Genomic DNA, 17,660 nt, shown 5'->3' on the forward strand with positions numbered 1-17,660 from the left:
GTGGCGTCCTCCGGCCGATTGTCGGGGGACACCGGAATCGGCCGATCCGCTCGCTCCGGGTCAGCCCGCGACACCGAACTCCATCAGCGTGAGCCCACCCGTGCCGTGCCAGGTGCGCAGCGGCGTCAGGCCCGCGGCGGCGGCCAGGGCCACGTTGTCGGCCACCCCGCGCTCGCGCCCACCGACCAGCACCAGCATCTGGAGGTCGTACGCGGACAGGTGCGGAACGTACGGCTCGGTCGGCAGCACCTCGACGACCAGCACCCGCCCGGCGCTCCCGGCCGCCGCGGCACAGCGGCGCAGGATCCGGACGGCGTGGTCGTCGCTCCAGTCGGTCAGCGCCCGGGAGACCACGTAGACGTCGGCGCCGGCGGGCAGGGCGGCGAAGAAGTCCCCGACCACCGCCTCGACCCGGTCGGCGAGGCCGTGCTCGGCGAAGGTGCGGGCGGCGGTCGCCACCGGCTCGGGGCGGTCGACGAGGGTGCCCCGCAGCCGTGGGTGCCGGCTCGCCACCTCCCGCAGCAGGCCGCCCGCGCCACCGGCGACGTCGACGACGTGCCGCACCTCGGACCAGGGGTAGAGCGTCGCCACCTCGGGGGCGGTGATCCGCTGCTGGCTGAGCATCAGCGCGTCGAAGTAGGCGCGGTGGTCCGGGTGGGCGTCGAGGTCGGCCCAGAAGTCACGGCCGTGCACCGCCCGGTAGCCCGGCCCGCCGGTGCGGACCGCGTGCGGCAGGCCGGCCCAGGCCAGGTCCATCCGGGCGCCCAACCCGCCGAGGTCGAGGTGGGCGCCGTGCCCGCCGCCGGAGCGGTCGCGCAGCAGCTCACCGACGTCGGTCAGGGCGAAGACGTCCGGGGCGACCTCGACGAAGACGTCCCGGTGCACCAGGTAGCGCAGCAGGCGGCCCAGGGCGGCGGGGTCGGCGTCGCACGCCACGGCCAGCTCGTCGAGGCGGGTCACGCCGGCCGCGATCCGGTCCGGCACCCGCAGGGTGACCGCCGTCCGGACGGCGAACGGGGTGGCCAGGTCGGTGAGCCGGTCGAGCCGCGTCGCGGCGTCCAGCCCGGCCGGGAGATCGATCGCCATCAGCGCATCTTTCAGCTCCACGGTGGACGAGTCAACATCGACCGCTGGTGGACGCATCGACCGGCGTGGAAGAATTCGCCGACGATCCACGGCGCGCCGACCGGAGGGGACCACCGATGACCACTTCCACCGCGACCGAGGTCCGGCTGGTCGCCGGCGCCCTGGGCGCCCAGGTCCGCGGCATCGACCTCAACACCCTGACCGACGAGGGGTTCGCCCAGATCCACGACCTGCTGCTCAAGCACCAGGTCGTCTTCGTCGCCGACCAGGCCGCGCTGACCCCGCAGGCGCACATCGCCTTCGGCCGGCGCTTCGGCGAGGTCGAGCTGCACCCCTACCTGCCCCGGCTGGAGGGGCACCCGGAGATCGTCCTGATCGACTCCACCGACGGCGGCAAGGTCGACGTCTGGCACACCGACATGACCTTCCACCAGAGCCCGCCCATCGCCTCGATCCTGCACCTGGTCGAGCTGCCCGCGGTGGGCGGCGACACCATGTGGACCAACCAGTGCCGGGTCTACGAGGCGCTGTCGGCGCCCCTGCGGGACCTGCTCGACGGGCTGACCGCGATCCACGTGATCCGGATCGGCACCGAGTTCACCAGCCGGGCCGAGCACCCGGTCGTCCGGGTGCACCCGGAGACCGGACGCCGCTCGCTGTACGTCAACCGGCTGTTCACCTCGCACATCCCGCAGTTGACCCGCAACGAGAGCGACGCGCTGCTGCAATACCTGTTCGGCTTCTCCGAGAGCCCCCAGTTCACCTGCCGGTACCGCTGGCAGGCCGGGGACGTGGCGATCTGGGACAACCGGGTCACCCAGCACTACGCGGTCAACGACTACGACGGCCTGCGGCGCGGGCAACGGATCACCGTGCTCGGCGACCACCCGAGCGGGGACCGACCCCGCTGGCCGCACTACGCACCGGGCGCCGGCGAGCGCTACTGGCCGGACCGGGTGAACGCGGTGGAGAGCTACTGACCGGCGGGCTCACCAGGTGACCGGGAACGAGGCGATGCCGCCGTTCATGCGGTCGTGCCGCCACGGGACCTCCTCGATCGGCACCGCGGGCGCCAGCCCCGGCATCCGCTCCAGCAGCGCGCCGAGGGAGAGCTCCACCTGCATCCGGCCCAGCGCCGCACCCAGGCAGAAGTGCGGCCCGAAACCGAAGGTCAGGTGCGGCGCGGTCACCGGCCGGTCGATGTCGAAGACGTTGGGCTCGGGAAAGAACCGCGGGTCGCGGTTGCCGGCCCAGGGCACCGCCATCACGCACTCCCCGGCCCGCATCGCGACCCCACCGAGGACCAGGTCCTCCCGCACCACCTGCACCCGGAACATGCTGCTCACCGAGGTGTACCGGAGGATCTCCTCGGTGGCGGCGGCGAGCTTCTCCGGCGCCCCGCGCAGCTTCGCCAGCTGCTCCGGGTGCTGAAACAGCGCGCGCAGTCCCGCGCTGGTGGCGTTGATCTCCAGGCCGCCGAGCAGCACCCCCATGGCCAGCTCGACCAGCTCGGGGTCGACGAGCTCGTGCGCGTCCTGGCCACGGACCCAGGCCGAGAGCAGGTCGTCGCCGGGGTCCAACCGCTTGCCCGCCAACTGGTCGGCCAGGTAGGCGCGCAGCTCAGCCTGGGCGGTGACGGCGTCCGCCGAGCCGTACGCGGTGATCGAGTTGAGCCCCTCGATCCAGGCGTAGAAGCGGGGGCGGTCCGCCGCCGGCACCCCGAGCACGTCGCAGACCACCAGCACCGGCAGCGGCGCCACCAGACCGGCGACCAGGTCGGCCGGTCGGGGGCCGGCCAGCACGGCGTCGACCAGCCCGTCGACGAGTCCACGCACCCGGGGTCGGAACGTCTCGATCCGGCGGGCGGTGAAGGCGCGACTGGCCACCCGCCGCACGGTCGCGTGCGCCGGACCGTCCATGTTCAGCTCCCGCGGCCCGACGTCGTCCGGGGCCGAGGTCGCCCCGATCGGGAGCCGGGAGAACCGGGGGTCGGCCAGCACGGTGCAGCAGTCCGCGTACCCGAGCACCAGCCAGGCGGCGCGGCCGTCGGGCAGCCGCACCCGGCTGACCGGGTCGGTGACGACCATCTCGAGCAGCTCCGCCGGAAGGTCCCCGGTGAACGGCTCGAACGGATACCGCCGCAGCGCGGAATCGACAGTCATGGTGCGCACCACCTACCGGTCGCGGCCCACGTCGGGCACCGGACAAGACTCCGGTACGCGTTAGGCCGACGTCAATATCTTTCGGTGGATCGTCGGCCTTCCGCCGTCCGACGTCCATCGCCTAGCATCTGTGGGCCGGGACTGCCCTTTGGCGTACGGATTGGTCGGACTTGACTGCGTCTTTGCGAATTCTGTTGTCGACCTGGGGCTGGCGGTCGCATTTCTACGGACTGGCCCCGCTCGGCTGGGCGTTGCAGGCGGCCGGGCACGAGGTGCGGGTGGCCAGCCACCCGTCGATGGCGTCGACGATCAGCTCGGCCGGGCTCGCGGCCGTGCCCCTCGGCGCCGACCTCGACTTCGCCGAGGCGTTCGCCGGCCGGATCGGCACGGTGGGCCCGCTGGACCCGAGCGCGACGCAACCGACCGGCGCCCTGGAACCCGCGATCACCGCCGACGGCGGTGTGGTGCGCTTCGCCGACGCCCTCCTCGACGAGCTGGTCGACTTCGGCCGGTCCTTTCGGCCGGACCTGATGGTGTGGGAGCCGTTCAACCTCGCCGCGCCGGTGGCCGCCGCCGCGCTGGGCGTACCCGGGGTACTGAACCTGTGGGGACCGGACTCCTCGGTCACCCTTCGGCTCGACCGGGAGGCGGTGATCGGGCCACTGGCCGCCCGGTTCGGGTTGCCGGCCTCGGCCGTCGCCCTCGACGGCGCGCTGACCCTGGACCCGGTGCCGCCCCCGATGCAGGTGCCGCTGGCCCGCCCGGGCCACCCGGTGCGCTTCGTGCCGTACAACGGCCCGGCCGTGCTGCCGGCGTGGCTGCGCCGCCCGGCGCAGCGGCGACCCCGGGTCTGCGTCACGGCCGGCACCATGATGGCCGGCAACGGCCTCGCCGACCGGCTGGACCTGCCCCGGGTGGTCCGCTCGCTGGCCGAGCTGGACGTCGAGGTGGTCGTGGTGGTCGACCCCCGGCAGCACGCGGGCCTGGACCGGCTGCCGGACGGCGTCCGGCTGGTCGACGCCCCGCTCGCGCTGCGCCTGGTCCTGCCGACCTGCGCCGCGCTGGTGCAGCAGGGCGGCGCCGGCACCATGATGACCGCGCTCAGCTTCGGCGTGCCGCAGGTCGTCCTGCCGCAGGTCAGCGACCAGCACTTCAACGGTGAACGGCTGGCCGTCACCGGGGCCGGCACCGCGCTGCCCCCGGAACAGGCCGGCGGCGCCGCCCTGCGGGACCTGGTCGGCGAGCTGATCGACGACGGCCCCTGGCGGACGTCGGCGGCGCTGATGCGGGACCGGATCCACGCGACGCCCACCCCCGCCGAGGTGGTACCGACCCTCGCCGCCCTCGCCCGGGCCTGACCGTCCACAGGAGCCGTCGATGTCCTCGCAGCAGTCGCCCATCCCGTACCCGCTCGACCCGGCGCCGACCATCTACCACCCGGCGCCGGCCTACACCGAGCTGCGCGAGCGGTGCCCGGTGGCCCACGTGGCGCTGCCCGACGGGACGTCGGCCTACCTCGCCACCCGGCACGCCGACGTCCGCCGGGTCTTCACCGACCAGCGCTTCAGCCGGGCCGCCGCGGCCGGCCCCAACCGGCCGACCCGCGAGCTGGGCTCCCTCGCGGAGGACTCGCTGATCGGCATGGACCCGCCCCGGCACACCACGATGCGTCGGGCCGTCTCGCACGCGTTCACCGTCCGCCGGGTGGAGGCGCTGCGCCCGACGGTGGCCACGCTCGTCGACGGGATGATCGACGCGATGGTGGCGGCCGGGCCACCGGCCGACCTGATCACCCACCTCTCCGCGCCGCTGCCGATCTACGTGATCAGCAAGCTCTTCGGCATTCCCGAGCAGGACCGGGAGCGGGTACGCCAGTGGTCCGACGCGCTGGTCGGTGACTGGGACGCCGACCCGGCCGCGCCGAAGGCGGCGCTCGACGCCTTCGCCGAGCTGATCGCGCAGCGCCGCCGCGAACCGGGCGACGACCTGATGAGCGCGCTGATCGGCGCCTGGGACACGCACGACGACCTGACCGAACGGGAGCTGGTCTCGGTCACCGCCGGCATTTTCGTCGGTGGCCACGAGACCACCACCAACCAACTCAACCTCTTCCTGCTGGTGCTGGCCCGCCACCCCGAGCAGCTGGCCGGGCTGCGCGGCGACGACCCGGTGGCGGTGGCCCGGGCGGTCGAGGAGCTGTCCCGCTTCATCCAGCTCGGCGACCACGGGGTGCTGCTGCCCCGGGTGACGACCGAGGAGGTGCAGCTCGGCGGGGTACGCCTGCCGGCCGGCGCCCCGGTGCTGCCGGCGATCGCCTCGGCCAACCGGGACGAGGAGGTCTTCACCGGCGCGGACCGCCTGGACCTGACCCGGGCGCACAATCCGCACCTGGCCTTCGGCGCCGGCCCGCACCACTGCCTCGGCGCGGCACTGGCCCGGATGGAGTTGCAGGAGGCGCTGGGCGCACTGCTGCGCCGGCTGCCCGGCCTGCGGCTGGCGGTCGACGAGGCGCGGCTGCGGTTCCGGCCGGGCCTGGTCGTCCGCAGCCTGGAGGCGCTGCCGGTGACCTGGGACACCGTCGACCGGTGACCCGGGCGGCCGGTCAGTCGCCGGTCGACCCGGGCGTCACCCGGGTCGGCGTGTCCGGGTCGAAGGCCGCCTCCACGGCCACCTCCTCCACCCCGCGCAGCAGGCGCTCGGCCTGCGCCTCGGTGAAGCAGGCGAAGTCGAAGATCACCTGGAGGTACACGGTCTCCGGCTGGTCCTCGACGGTGATGAAGACCTGCTCGTGCAGGTGGTCCAGGGCGCCGTCCCAGACCAGGAAGGTCTCGGCGGCCCGCCGGCGGATCAGGTCGGCGGTCACCCGGTCGTCGCGCGCCCCCTCCTCCGCCGCCCGCCGGGTCACCACCCGCCGGTCGTTGATCCGGCAGGTGACCCGGGCCGGATGGCCGCGCTCGCCGTCCAACCGGGCGGTGAGCTCCTCCAGCTGCGCCGGGTCGTAGTAGGCGTACTTGCCGGCGGCGACCGCCGCCCGCCGGGCCCGGGACACCACCTCGTCCACGGTGGTGTCGGCGGTGTCGACGGTCAGGACGCCGTTCTGGCTCAACGGGGCGATCGCCTCGGCGAAGCCCGGCCGGAACCGGTTGCCGACGATGAGCTTCGCGGTGAGCGGGCTGACCCCGGTGGCCCGGCCGACGGCCACGGCGATGACGGCCAGCAGCACGCGCGAGGTGTCGGTCCGGGTCCGCCGGGCGATGGCCTGCACCGCGAGGTACGCCGCGGGCGAGCTGAACCGGCCGTGCCAGTACCGCCGGCCCTGCCGGCCGCCGGGCTCGCCCGGCCCGCCGAAGGTCAGCGGCGGGATGGACCGCAGGTGCGCCTCCCAGTGGCGTACGGCCCGGTCGCTGACCCGGCGCAGCGGCGGGGTCTCCTCCCGCCGGCCGAGGTCGAGCAGCTGCACGGTTCGCGGATCGGGGGTGCGCCGCGCCGCCAGGTCGACCAGGCCGAGGTCGGCCATGAGCAGGGCGGTGGCGGTGCCGTCCACCACGAGGTGGTCGAGGGTCAGCACCCGGTGCACCAGGGCGCCCCGGTGCCGGACCACCGCCATCCGCACCGACCAGTCGCGGTGCAGGTCGTAGGGGGTCAGCAGCCGGAAGTGGCCCAGCTGGTAGGCGTACGTCGCCACGTCGGCGGGGTCTGCGTCGTCGGGGACGTCCACCACGTCTAGGGGCAGCTCACCGGAGGCCGACACGACCTGGCAGGGTCGGCCCCGGTCGTCGGTGCCGAGCCGCATCCGCAGGGCCGGGTGCCGGCCCATCAGGTCGCTCAGCTGCGCGGCCACCTGCTCGACGGTGATCCCGGCGGGCATCGGGTTCGCGCCGCTGACGTTGTGCGTCCAGCCGGTCTCCCGCATGTCCTGCATGATCGCCTTCTGTCCCCAGGTCAGCGGCGCGGTCCCGGCGCCCGGGCCGGCGAAGGGGACGGGGACGCACGCCTCGGCGGTCTGCGCGATCACCGCATCATCAGAGCAACGGCATCGGTGTCTGTCAACGTCCTGCGGGTCGGCGGCGGTTACCCTTCGGTCCATGCGGGACACCGTGCGGCTCTGGGTGCTGTCGGCCACCGCCGGCCGGCGGGAGCTGGCCCGGTGCGTGGCGGTGCTCGACCCCGCCGAGCGGGCCCGCGCCGCCGCGCTCGGGAGCCCGTCGCTGCGCGACCGGTTCACCGTCGCGCACGGCGCGCTGCGGCTGCTGGTCGGGCGGGCGGTGGGCGTGGCGCCCGGGGACCTGACCTGGACCCGGGGCCGGCACGGCAAGCCGACGTTGACCGGGCCGGGGGCCGGGCCGCACACCAGCCTGTCGTACTCCGGTGGTCTCGTCGCGGTGGCGGTGAGCGCCGGGCGGGCGATCGGGGTGGACATCCAGCATCCGGCGCCGGGTCGGGACCCGGCGGCCCTCGCCGCCCGGTTCTTCGATCCACGGGAGGCCCGGCTGGTGGCCGACGCGGGCGACCGGGCGGCCCGGCAGGCACGCTTCACCCGGTTGTGGACCCGCAAGGAGGCGGCCGTGAAGGCGGCCGGGGCCCGGCTCTGGCCGCACCTGGCGCTGCCGGTGCACCGGGGCGACGTGGTGACCGTCGGGTCGGCCGGCAGCTACCGGCTCACCGACGTGGCCACCGGCGGCGCGTTCCGGGTCGCGGTCGCGCTGGCCGGTGAGGCGCCGTACGCCGTCGAACCGGCCGGTGCCGGCCCGCCCCCGACGGCCGAACCGTTGACACTCACCGATGTCCTTTGCTCTGATGGGTCCATGCTGGAGCGTTCGACCGCCCCGCGGGGCCACCGGTGCTAGAGCCGGACACGACGACGGCCGCGGCGCCGCGCGAGCAGGTCGTCGGCCGCCTGACGGCCCTGCTGACCCGGATGTTGAAACCCACCGAGCCGGTCACCGAACGCACCCAGCTGATGGACGAGCTCGGCCTCAGCTCCTCGCTGGCGCTGGAGCTGCTGCTCGAGCTGGAGGACGAGCTGGAGATCCAGATCGACGTGGAGGACCTCGACGAGGACCGGATGACCACCCTGGGCGACCTGGCCGACTACATCACCGCCAACTCCACGCCCCGCTGACCATGGACCGACCTCGGCTGAGCGTCGTCGTGCCGGCGCACGAGAACGGCTCCGCCCTCGACGCCACCCTGCACTCGCTGACCCGGCAGAGCCTGCCCCCGCAGGACTTCGAGGTCGTCGTCGGCGACGACGGCTCCACGGTGCCGCTGGAGCCGGTCGTGGCGAAGTACGCCGACCGGTTGCGGGCCAGCTGCGTACGCAGCGACCGCAACCGGGGTCGCAGCGCCAACCGCAACGCGGCGGCCGCCCGGGCGCAGGCGGACACGTTGATGTTCCTGGACGCCGACACGGTGGCCCACCCCCGGCTGCTGGAGCGGCACCGCGACTTCCACGCCGGACGAGCCGGCCGCCCCGGGGTGCTGCTCGGCCAGCGGTACGACCTCGACTGGGCGGGCGCCGACGCGGTGCGCCGCGGCGAGGAGGTCGTCCCGGCGATGCTGGACGCCGAGCGTGGCGACCCGCGCCTGGAGGACACCGCCCACCCGCAGCGGATGGGGGACTTCCCGAGTGCGCCGTGGGTCCTCGGGCTGACCCACAACGCCTCGGTGGACCGGGAGTCGTTCCGGCGGGTCGGCGGCTTCGACGAGGCGATGATCAAGTGGGGTTTCGAGGACCTCGACTTCTTCTACCGGGTCTTCCACCTGCACGGGGCGCCACCGGAGCTGTTCCGGCTGGACGCCGACGCGCTCTCCTACCACCTCCCCCACTTCCGCAAGACGTCCAACGGGATCGCCTCGATGGACAACATGAAGTACCTGCTGCGCAAGCACCTGCGCTACGACGTCGAGGTGCTGTACGGCCTGAACACCTTCGGCCGGCACCTGGGGCGCATCCGCATCTACGGCGCGGCCATCGAGGCGTACCGGCGGCTCGGGCTGGGCCGACCGGAGGCGCTGCCGGCGGCGCTGCGCGACGAGTTGGCCACCGCCGCGGCCCTGGTGGTCGGCAACGGCGTCGCCACCCTGCCGCTCGGCGCCGGCTCGCACACCTTCGACCACGCGACCCCGCCGGGCCCGACGAACTCGCACCTGCTCGGCACCGTCCTGCAGCAGTTCCGGGCCGGCACGCTGAAGCTGATCGTCAACGTCGACCTGTGGCGGTGCTTCCTCCCCGACGACCTGCCGGCCTTCCTGACCCGGGGCCTGCTGAAGGCCGATCGGATCGAGCTGGTCGCCTCGCACCGCGAGGTCGACCAGCGGGCACTGCTGCCGGTGCCGCTGGTGGCCGACCTCGACTACCTGGTGGACATGCTGGACCCGCACTTCGCGGTCAGCGTCCGCCGGCACGAGGCGGCCACCCTGGTCACGGTCCGCTGAGTCCTCGGTCGCACGCCCGCCTCACCCGGGCAGCGGCTCCGGGTGGCCCAGGACCAGGCTGACGTTGTGGCCGCCGAAGCCGAACGAGTTGGAGAGCACCGCCCGCACCGGGACCGCCCGCGGCTCCTTGCGGATCAGGTCCATCTCGCAGGCCGGGTCCGGGTCGTCGAGGTTGTGGGTGGGTGGCAGCAGGCCGGTCCGCAGCACCTCGGCGCAGACGGCGGCCTCGACGACCCCGGAGACGCCGAGCAGGTGCCCGGTCACGCCCTTGGTCGAGCTGACCGGTGGCGTGGAGCTGCCGTAGACCTCCCGCAGGGCGGTCGCCTCGGCGGCGTCCCCGGCCCGGGTGCCGGTGCCGTGGGCGTTGACGTAGCCGATGTCGTCGGGTCGCAGGCCGGCGTCGCGCAGGGCGATCCGCATGCACTGCGCCGCGCCGGTGCCGTCCGGGCGGGGGGTGGTCGGGTGGTGGGCGTCGTTGGTCGCGCCCCAGCCGAGCACGTCGGCGTAGCGCCGGGCCCCGCGCGCGGCGGCGTGCGCGGCGCGTTCCAGCAGCAGGACGCCCGCCCCCTCGCCGAGGACGAGACCGTTGCGGCGGCGGTCGAACGGCCGGCTCGCGGCGGTCGGGTCCGACCAGCCGCGGGCCAGCGCCCGGGCGTTGCCGAACGCGTCGGCGAAGGTCGGGAACAGCGGCGCCTCGCTGCACCCGCAGAGCACCATGTCGGCCTCGCCGGCGCGCAGGATCCGCACCGCCTCACCGATGGACTGGGCGCCGGCCGCGCAGGCGGTGCCGATCGAGGAGGTGTAGCCGCGCACGCCGAACCGGATGGCGATCCGGGCCGCGCCCATGTTCGGCAGGGTCCCCGGCAGCATGTACGGGCTGACCCCGAACCGCCCGCGCCGGGCCCGCTCCAGCACCTGGCTCTCCAGGGTGGACAGTCCGCCGACGCCGGAGACGATGACGGCGATCCGGTACGGGTCGACGTCCCGGCCGACCTGCACGCCGGCGTCGGCCAGGGCGTCCTCGGCCGCCCTGAGGGCCATGACGATCGAGCGGTCCACCACCCGGGACTCCGGGCCGGGCAGCACGCTGGCCGGGTCGATCGGCGGGCTGAACCCGGCGACGTCGACCACCCCGTGGACCGGGTGGCCCTCGGGCGGGCGGGTGAGTCCGGATCGGCCTTCGCCCACCGCGGTGAAGACCTCGGCGGCGGTGGCGCCGACCGGGCTGACCAGTCCGACGCCGGTCACGGTGACGATCGGCCGCACGCTGATCCCTTCGGGTCGAGGAGCACCGGTCACCGACCGGTACGACGCCGGCGCCGGCTCAGTGCGCCGAGGCCGGTTGGATGCGGGCCTGCACCGATCGGCAGAGCTCGCCGACGGTCATCATCGCGAGGTCCTCCGCCTCGTCGTCGTCGAACGCGACGCCGAACCGGTCCTCCACCCGGACGGCGAGTTCGGCGAGGCCGAGGGAGTCCACGTCGAGGCCGGCCGGACCGAAGACGGTGTCGTCGTCGGCGTCCTCGGCGTCGTACTTCATCTCGGTCAGCGCGGCGAAGAGGAACGTGCGGATCTCATCGGTCATCTCCGGTGTCTCCTGTCCGCTGGGACGCCGCCGGACCGACGGCGCGGCACCGCGTGGTGCATCGACCCTACTCGATCGGAACGGTTTGGCAAGGTCCCCCTGCTCACAGCGGGGGCACCGGCGCGGTGAGGCGTACCGGCAGCCGGTCGTACCCGCGCAGCATGAGCTGGCGACGGTCGCCGGGCGCCGCGGCGAGCGTGAGGTCCGGGAAGCGGTCCAGCAGGCGGGGCAGGACCAACCGCCCCTCCGCCCGGGCGAGGGCCGCGCCCAGGCAGTAGTGCGGGCCGGCGCTGAAGGCCAGGTGGCGGTTGTCGACGCGGGAGGGGTCGAACGAGTCCGGGTCGGCGAACCGGCGGGGGTCCCGGTTGGCCGCGCCGGTGAGCACCACCACGGTCCGTCCGGCCGCGACCGGCAGGCCGCCGACCTCGGTGTCGTGCCCGGCGTACCGGAGCGCGAAGTGCACCGGTGGCTCGAAGCGCAGGATCTCCTCGACGTACGACGCGGCGAGGGTGGGGTCGGCGCGCAGCACGGCCAGGGCGTCCGGGCGCTCCACGAGCAGGGCCAGCCCGTTGCCGAGCAGGTTCGCGGTGGTCCGGAACCCGGCGTTGTACATGATGATCAGGTTGGCCAGCAGCTCGTCCGCGGTCAGCTGCTCCGGGTCCCGGTCGCGGATCGCGACCAGCGCCGAGACCAGGTCGTCGTGGGGTCGTGCCCGGCGGGCGGCCAGCAGCTCGGTGAAGTACCCGGTCAACTCCCCCGCCGCGTCGTTGGCGGCGCGGATCTCCCGCATCGACCGCCGCCCGATCTCGAGCACCGCGTCGAAGGTGCGCACCCGGGACGGGAACCACGCCCGGTCGGCCTCCGGCACGCCGAGCAGCTCACCGACGACGTCGCTCGGCAACCGCAGGGCGAACGCGGCCATGAAGTCCACCGGCCTACCGTCCGCGCCCGCCTCGGCCAGCTCGTCGAGCAGCCCGTCGGTGATCCGCAGGATCGCCGGTTCCAGGGCGGCGACCCGGCGTGGGGTCAGCGCCTGGCTGAACAGCTGCCGGGCCCGCAGGTGGTCGCCGGCCCCGGCGTTGAGCATCGACGTCTGGAGGATGCGGGTGACGGCGTGCTGCCGCCAGCGGATTCCGGCCCGGTCCAGGTACTCCGAGCCGAGCACCCGGAACACCGGGTCCCGGAGCACCCGGTTGACCGCGTCGTAGCCGTGCACCACCAGGGCGTGCGGGTCGGTGGGGCGCAGGGCGGCGACCTCCCCGAGCCGGTGCAGCCGGGCGTAGAACGGGTACGGGTCACGCCGCACCTGGTCGCCGAGGAGCTCGTCGAGGGAGACGGAGACGGCCATGCGGCTCCTCGGGCGGGCACGGGCACGGTCGCAGTGACCATAGGCTCACGGTGGTCGATGTGTCCATGGTCGACCCGGGCTCACCGTCGACTCGGGCTCACCGGAGGCCGGGCGACCAGCCGGCGTCGGCCGCCGCCTCGGCGAGGCTGACCCGCCAGTGCGGCAGGGCCGGCAGGCCGGCCTCGGCCCACCGGTCGTGCCCGAGCACGGTGCAGGCCGGGCGCGGGGCCCGGTCCGCCAGTCGGCTGCGGGGCATCGGGCGGACCCGGTCGGGGTCCAGGCCGCGCAGCGCGAAGACCTCCCGGGCCAGCTCGTGCCAGCTGCTCCGGCCGGCGCAGGTGCCGTGGTAGACGCCGGGCGCGGCCCGACCCGCGAGCGCCGCGTCCAGCAGCGCCACGAGCTGCCGGGCCAGCGCCCGCGCCCAGGTGGGCTGCCCGTACTGGTCGTCGACGACGTGCAGCTGCTCCTGGCGCTCCGCCAGGCGCAGGATCGTGGTGACGAAGCTCGGCCCGCGGGCCGACTGGAGCCACGCCGTGCGGACCACCCAGCCGGCGTCGGGCAGCAGCCGGGCGACCGCGAGCTCGCCGGCGAGCTTCGACCGCCCGTAGGCGTTGATCGGGGCGGGCGGGGCCGACTCGGCGTACGGCCGGTCGGTGTCGCCGGCGAAGACGTAGTCGGTGGAGACGTGCAGCAGCCGGGCGCCGGTCTCGGCGCAGGCGCGGGCGAGGTGGGCCACGGCGTGGCCGTTGACCTCGGTGGCCGTCCGCTCCTGCCGCTCGGCGGCGTCCACGTCGGTGAAGGCGGCGGCGTTGAACACCGCGTCGTGGCCGGCGACGGCGGCGCGTACCGCGGCGGCGTCGGTGACGTCCAGGTCGGCCCGGGTCGCCGCGGTCACCGTCAGGTCCGGCCGGGCGGCGAGGACGGTACGCAGCTCACGGCCGAGCAGCCCGCCGGCGCCGGTGACGAGCAGCCGGGTCGTCGGGCGGTCGCCGGCGGCAGGTTCCCTCACAGCTCGGTGAGCTTACGTCCCGGCCCGCTACGGCGCACGGCTCGACCGCCGCGCACCCAGCCATCGGCACGTATCGTTGCGATGGTGCGCGGAATCATCCTGGCCGGCGGCGCCGGCTCCCGGCTCTGGCCCATCACCAGGGCCGTGTCCAAGCAGCTGATGCCGGTCTTCGACAAGCCGATGATCTACTACCCGCTCTCCACACTGGTGATGGCCGGCGTCCGGGAGATCCTGGTGATCACCCGGCCGGAGGACCGGGACCAGTTCCAGCGGCTCCTCGGCGACGGGGGTCACCTCGGGCTCACCCTGGAATACCGCACCCAGGAACGACCGGCGGGCATCGCGCAGTCCCTGGTGATCGGCGCGGACTTCATCGGCGACGACGCGGTGGCGCTGATCCTCGGCGACAACATCTTCCACGGTGCGGGGCTCGGGCGGCAGCTCGCCGCCTACCGCGAGCCCGTCGGGGGCCGGGTCTTCGCGTACCCGGTGGCCAACCCGCAGGCGTACGGGGTGGTCGAGTTCGACGCGGACGGTCGGGTGCTCTCCATCGAGGAGAAACCGGACCGGCCCAGGTCCCGCTACGTGGTTCCCGGGCTCTACTTCTACGACAACCGGGTGGTCGACATCGCCCGTGGGCTCACCCCCAGCGCCCGGGGCGAACTGGAGATCACCGAGGTCAACGAGACGTACCGGCGGATGGGCGAGCTGACGGTGACGGTGCTCGACCGGGGCACCGCCTGGCTGGACACCGGCACCTTCGCCTCGCTGGTGCAGGCCGCCGAGTTCGTCCGGGTGATCGAGGAGCGGCAGGGCATGAAGATCGGCTGCGTCGAGGAGGTGGCCTGGCGGGCCGGCCTGATCGGCGACGTGCAGCTGCGCGCCCTGGCGGAGCCCCTGCTGCCCAGTGGCTACGGCGGATACCTGCTCGGCCTGCTGGCCGGGCAGCCGGGCGGGACGGCGTCCCGGTGAGAATCGCGCCGATGGGCATCGCCGGCGCCTGGACGCTCACCCCGCAGCAGCACGGCGACCAGCGTGGCCTGTTCCTGGAGTGGTTCCGCGCCGACCTGCTCGCCGAGGTGACGGGGCGCCCGTTCCCGGTCGCCCAGGCCAACCTGTCGGTCTCGGCGCGCGGGGTGGTACGCGGCATCCACTTCGCCGACGTCCCGCCCGGGCAGGCGAAGTTCGTCATCTGCGTACGCGGGGCCGTGCTGGACGTGGTGGTGGACCTGCGGGTCGGCTCGCCGACGTTCGGTCGCTGGGAGGCCGTACGCCTGGACGACGCCGACCGGCGGGCGGTCCACCTCGGCGAAGGGCTGGGGCACGGTTTCTGCGCGCTGACCGACGACGCGACCGTGAGCTACCTCTGCTCGACCGGCTACGACCCGGCGCGGGAGCGCGCGGTGCACCCGCTCGACGCCGAGCTGGCGATCGACTGGCCGGTCGACGTGCCCACCCTCTCCCCCCGCGACGCGGGCGCGCCCACCCTGGCCGAGCTGCGCCGGGCCGGGCTGTTGCCGCAGCACGGTTGGCGCCGGCCGCCGTCGGGCGCCGGGTAGCCGGTTGCGGTGTCGCCGGGAAACGGGCTGGCGGGCCGGGCCGGCCGGTGCGATTGGTCACCGTCCGGATCGCCGGCTCAACTGGACAGAACATTCGACTCGACAGCGCGCCCGCTCTCATTCCGAGTGGCGGACCCGAAGGTGAAGGCGTGTTGTGGTACCGATGGTGACGCCGCCCGGGCGGTTGGCTGGTCGGTGACGGCGGCTACTGTCGGGGCATGGTGCAGCAGCGGATCATCGTGGTCGATGATCGGGTGTATCGGCCTGCCGGGTGGTGGACTCCGACGGTGCATGCGCTGCTGGAATATCTGCACGGAATTGGATTCACCTGCGTTCCGAAGCCGTTCGGCGTGGTCGACGGCACGGAGGTCCTCGGCTTCATACAGGGCGAGTCCGGGGCGGTCGGCTGGCAGCGGGCGGTGCCCGAGGCCGGTTTGCGATCGCTCGCCCGGCTGCTGCGCGACTACCACCAGGCGGTGGCCGGATTCGTCGCACCGGATGGGGCGTGCTGGGCGTTGTCCGACCGGCCGGCCCGGTCCGGTGAGGTCATCTGCCACGGCGACTTCGGGCCGTGGAACGTGATCTGGGACGGCCTGCGGCCGGTGGGCCTGGTGGATTTCGACTTCGCCCAGCCGGGTGACGCGCTGGACGACGTTGCATACGCCTTGGAGTACCTGGCACCATTCCGCGACGATGCGCACGCGATGCGCTGGCAGGGCTTCACGGCACCGCCGGACCGCGTACGCCGTATCGAGCTCTTCGCCGAGGAGTACGGCATGGCCACCAGTGAGGGGCTCGTCGAGGCAGTGATCCGTCGACAACAGTTGACCGGCCGCAACGTGCGTGCATTAGCCGAACGAGGGCTGGAGCCACAGCGCTCCTGGGTTGCCGACGGGTTCTGCGACGAACTGGCGTCCCGCGTGCAGTGGTCCAAGGACAACCGAGCCCTGTTCACGTCGCCGACTCTACGTCAGGAGCCAAGGTAACGGTCCGCCGCCAGCCTGGCCGCCCCGGCTGGAGTCATCGTGTCCGCCCACCCGGCGTACCGACCTGCTCCCCGCCGGGCTCCCGCGGAGGCCGGTCAGTCCACAACAAAGGGTGGGCCTACCAGTGCCGGGACGACCCGGCTCGAGACCATTCGCGCCCGTCGCGCCACGGTCCCACGGGCGGCGGGGCGCCGCGATAGCATCCATCCGCTTCGAGGCGGCGCTCCGCCGGCCGGTGCCCTCGCACTCCCCGGCTACGCACCCGACCGGGGCCGCCGCCCACCCCCACGGCAGGAGGCAGGTCTTGCGGAGGTTTCTCACCGCGGTCGCGGCGGTGCTGCTCGTCGCCGCGCCCGCCCAGGTGGCACGGGCCGACTCGGGGTCCGTCACCAGGGTCACGTTGAGCAGCGCGAACAACTTCTACCCGAACACGGAGGAGCGCCTGCTGAGCAGGATGGTCACCCTCGCGGCCGGAGAGTCCCGGCACGTACGCGGGCGGCTGGAGGCGACCAGCAGCGTGACCCAGGTGGTGGCGATGAACGACACCCTCAAGTGCGTCGACTCCACCGGCGCGGTCGTCGGGGTCACCTCGACGTCGTCGCGCAACCACGAGGGCTCCGACACCAGCTACTACGCCGTGCCGGGGCATCTGCCCATCTACGCCGACCTGCTCTTCACCGCGCCCTCGGCTGGCACCTACACCTGCGGCCTGTACGCGTACACGGCGTCCAGCTCGCTGGACAACTACTACCTGACCGCCGTCGCCACGGACACCTGGCTGGAGGTCAGCAACAGCAACCAGGTCGGCGCCCGCTGGTGGCAGAACCCGGCCTGCAACAGCACCGGCACCTCCAGCACCTGCACCTACGTCGGTGCCGGCACCTCGTCGGCCTGGGTCTTCTACAACGACGGCACCCCCGTCTACAAGTGGACCGCCGCGACCACCGCCACCTCCGTGCAGGCGCTGGCCACCCTGGAGCTCACCACCTGCTACACCGGCACCAGCTCGTGCACCAGCGGCATCGCCGGGTACGAGAAGCCCCGCGGCACCGACGCGGTGGTCGACGTACGCCTCGAGTTCATCCAGCTGGACACGACCGCGCACACCTGCCGGACGACGAGCACCACGACCTCCCGCAAGACCATCCGCGACGACGCCCACCACTACGTGGCGAGCCTCGGCCTGTCCAGCATCCCGATCGACGCCGGCTGCGGGACGCGGACCTTCATCATGCGGATCTACGTCGACCACGTCTCCGGCAACCCGGTCAAGATCGACGGTGTGCAGAGCTCGACCTCGCTCACCAACGGCATCGCGATGAACATCTTCTGACCGCTCCCGCCCGCCGGCGTCACCTGTGACGCCGGCGGGCGGAACGCCGCCCGAGTGGCGAGTACGCCGCCCAGGACCTGCACCTCGTTTGCCCACGCGGACCGGCCTGGGTGCGCCCGAGCCGGCCGACCGCGGCCCGCACGTTCGCCCTGCG

17 protein-coding genes are annotated in these 17,660 nt (G+C 73.8%); 10 read left to right on the plus strand and 7 right to left on the minus strand.

Annotated features, from left to right (window positions below; translation table 11 throughout):
- Positions 1 to 60: 60 nt before the first annotated feature.
- Positions 61 to 1,086, minus strand: a complete 1,026-nt coding sequence (locus tag GA0070564_RS10185) for a methyltransferase (protein WP_091606333.1) — start codon at positions 1,084 to 1,086, stop codon at positions 61 to 63.
- 116 nt (positions 1,087 to 1,202) lie between these two features.
- Here GA0070564_RS10185 and GA0070564_RS10190 point away from each other — a divergent pair, with 116 nt between their 5' ends.
- Entirely contained in the window at positions 1,203 to 2,066 is an 864-nt protein-coding gene (locus GA0070564_RS10190) for a TauD/TfdA dioxygenase family protein (RefSeq protein WP_091606336.1), read from the plus strand.
- A 9-nt stretch (positions 2,067 to 2,075) separates the two neighbouring features.
- On the opposite strand, the gene GA0070564_RS10195 is transcribed toward GA0070564_RS10190, so the two are convergent.
- A complete protein-coding gene (locus tag GA0070564_RS10195) occupies positions 2,076 to 3,248 on the minus strand; it encodes a cytochrome P450 (RefSeq protein ID WP_091607114.1) in 1,173 nt (390 codons plus the stop codon).
- 182 nt (positions 3,249 to 3,430) lie between these two features.
- Between GA0070564_RS10195 and GA0070564_RS10200 the strand changes: the two genes are divergently transcribed.
- A complete protein-coding gene (locus tag GA0070564_RS10200; RefSeq protein ID WP_176730623.1) occupies positions 3,431 to 4,606 on the plus strand; it encodes a nucleotide disphospho-sugar-binding domain-containing protein in 1,176 nt (391 codons plus the stop codon).
- Between the two features lie 19 nt (positions 4,607 to 4,625).
- A complete protein-coding gene (locus GA0070564_RS10205; RefSeq protein ID WP_091606343.1) occupies positions 4,626 to 5,837 on the plus strand; it encodes a cytochrome P450 in 1,212 nt (403 codons plus the stop codon).
- Between the two features lie 13 nt (positions 5,838 to 5,850).
- On the opposite strand, the gene GA0070564_RS10210 is transcribed toward GA0070564_RS10205, so the two are convergent.
- Positions 5,851 to 7,263, minus strand: coding sequence for a condensation domain-containing protein (locus tag GA0070564_RS10210; protein WP_091606347.1), 1,413 nt, complete (start codon positions 7,261 to 7,263; stop codon positions 5,851 to 5,853).
- Positions 7,264 to 7,333: 70 nt separating this feature from the next.
- Here GA0070564_RS10210 and GA0070564_RS10215 point away from each other — a divergent pair, with 70 nt between their 5' ends.
- The 3 genes from GA0070564_RS10215 to GA0070564_RS10225 are packed head-to-tail and all read left to right on the plus strand — an operon-like array spanning position 7,334 to position 9,686.
- Positions 7,334 to 8,095, plus strand: coding sequence for a 4'-phosphopantetheinyl transferase family protein (locus GA0070564_RS10215; RefSeq protein WP_091606352.1), 762 nt, complete (start codon positions 7,334 to 7,336; stop codon positions 8,093 to 8,095).
- Complete coding sequence (locus GA0070564_RS10220; RefSeq protein WP_245669894.1) at positions 8,089 to 8,370, plus strand: phosphopantetheine-binding protein; 282 nt, start codon at positions 8,089 to 8,091, stop codon at positions 8,368 to 8,370. Before GA0070564_RS10215 ends, GA0070564_RS10220 begins: the two co-directional genes overlap by 7 nt.
- Positions 8,371 to 8,372: 2 nt before the next feature.
- Positions 8,373 to 9,686, plus strand: a complete 1,314-nt coding sequence (locus tag GA0070564_RS10225) for a glycosyltransferase family 2 protein (protein ID WP_091606355.1) — start codon at positions 8,373 to 8,375, stop codon at positions 9,684 to 9,686.
- Between the two features lie 21 nt (positions 9,687 to 9,707).
- On the opposite strand, the gene GA0070564_RS10230 is transcribed toward GA0070564_RS10225, so the two are convergent.
- The 4 genes from GA0070564_RS10230 to rfbD all read right to left on the minus strand — a co-directional run bounded on the left by GA0070564_RS10230 (position 9,708) and on the right by rfbD (position 13,628).
- Positions 9,708 to 10,958 carry a beta-ketoacyl-[acyl-carrier-protein] synthase family protein gene (locus GA0070564_RS10230; protein ID WP_091607123.1) on the minus strand — a complete coding sequence of 417 codons (1,251 nt, stop codon included), beginning with the start codon at positions 10,956 to 10,958 and terminating at the stop codon, positions 9,708 to 9,710.
- A 52-nt stretch (positions 10,959 to 11,010) separates the two neighbouring features.
- Complete coding sequence (locus GA0070564_RS10235) at positions 11,011 to 11,271, minus strand: acyl carrier protein (protein ID WP_091606358.1); 261 nt, start codon at positions 11,269 to 11,271, stop codon at positions 11,011 to 11,013.
- 103 nt (positions 11,272 to 11,374) lie between these two features.
- Entirely contained in the window at positions 11,375 to 12,619 is a 1,245-nt protein-coding gene (locus GA0070564_RS10240; protein WP_091606361.1) for a cytochrome P450, read from the minus strand.
- Between the two features lie 97 nt (positions 12,620 to 12,716).
- A complete protein-coding gene (gene rfbD / locus GA0070564_RS10245) occupies positions 12,717 to 13,628 on the minus strand; it encodes a dTDP-4-dehydrorhamnose reductase (RefSeq protein WP_091606365.1) in 912 nt (303 codons plus the stop codon).
- 84 nt (positions 13,629 to 13,712) lie between these two features.
- On the opposite strand from rfbD, the gene rfbA reads away from it, so the two are divergent.
- The 4 genes from rfbA to GA0070564_RS10265 all read left to right on the plus strand — a co-directional run bounded on the left by rfbA (position 13,713) and on the right by GA0070564_RS10265 (position 17,506).
- On the plus strand, positions 13,713 to 14,600 hold the full coding sequence (gene rfbA / locus GA0070564_RS10250; RefSeq protein WP_091607128.1) for a glucose-1-phosphate thymidylyltransferase RfbA: 888 nt from the start codon (positions 13,713 to 13,715) through the stop codon (positions 14,598 to 14,600).
- 11 nt (positions 14,601 to 14,611) lie between these two features.
- Entirely contained in the window at positions 14,612 to 15,187 is a 576-nt protein-coding gene (locus tag GA0070564_RS10255; RefSeq protein ID WP_425412439.1) for a dTDP-4-dehydrorhamnose 3,5-epimerase family protein, read from the plus strand.
- A 218-nt stretch (positions 15,188 to 15,405) separates the two neighbouring features.
- The gene (locus tag GA0070564_RS10260; protein ID WP_091606370.1) at positions 15,406 to 16,173 is read left to right on the plus strand and encodes an aminoglycoside phosphotransferase family protein; all 768 of its coding nucleotides are present in this window, start codon (positions 15,406 to 15,408) and stop codon (positions 16,171 to 16,173) included.
- A gap of 304 nt (positions 16,174 to 16,477) precedes the next feature.
- Entirely contained in the window at positions 16,478 to 17,506 is a 1,029-nt protein-coding gene (locus tag GA0070564_RS10265; protein WP_218104905.1) for a hypothetical protein, read from the plus strand.
- Positions 17,507 to 17,660: the final 154 nt, after the last annotated feature.

Origin of the sequence: Micromonospora mirobrigensis (assembly GCF_900091555.1) — a bacterium.
GTDB classification, from domain to species: Bacteria; Actinomycetota; Actinomycetes; order Mycobacteriales; family Micromonosporaceae; genus Micromonospora; species Micromonospora mirobrigensis.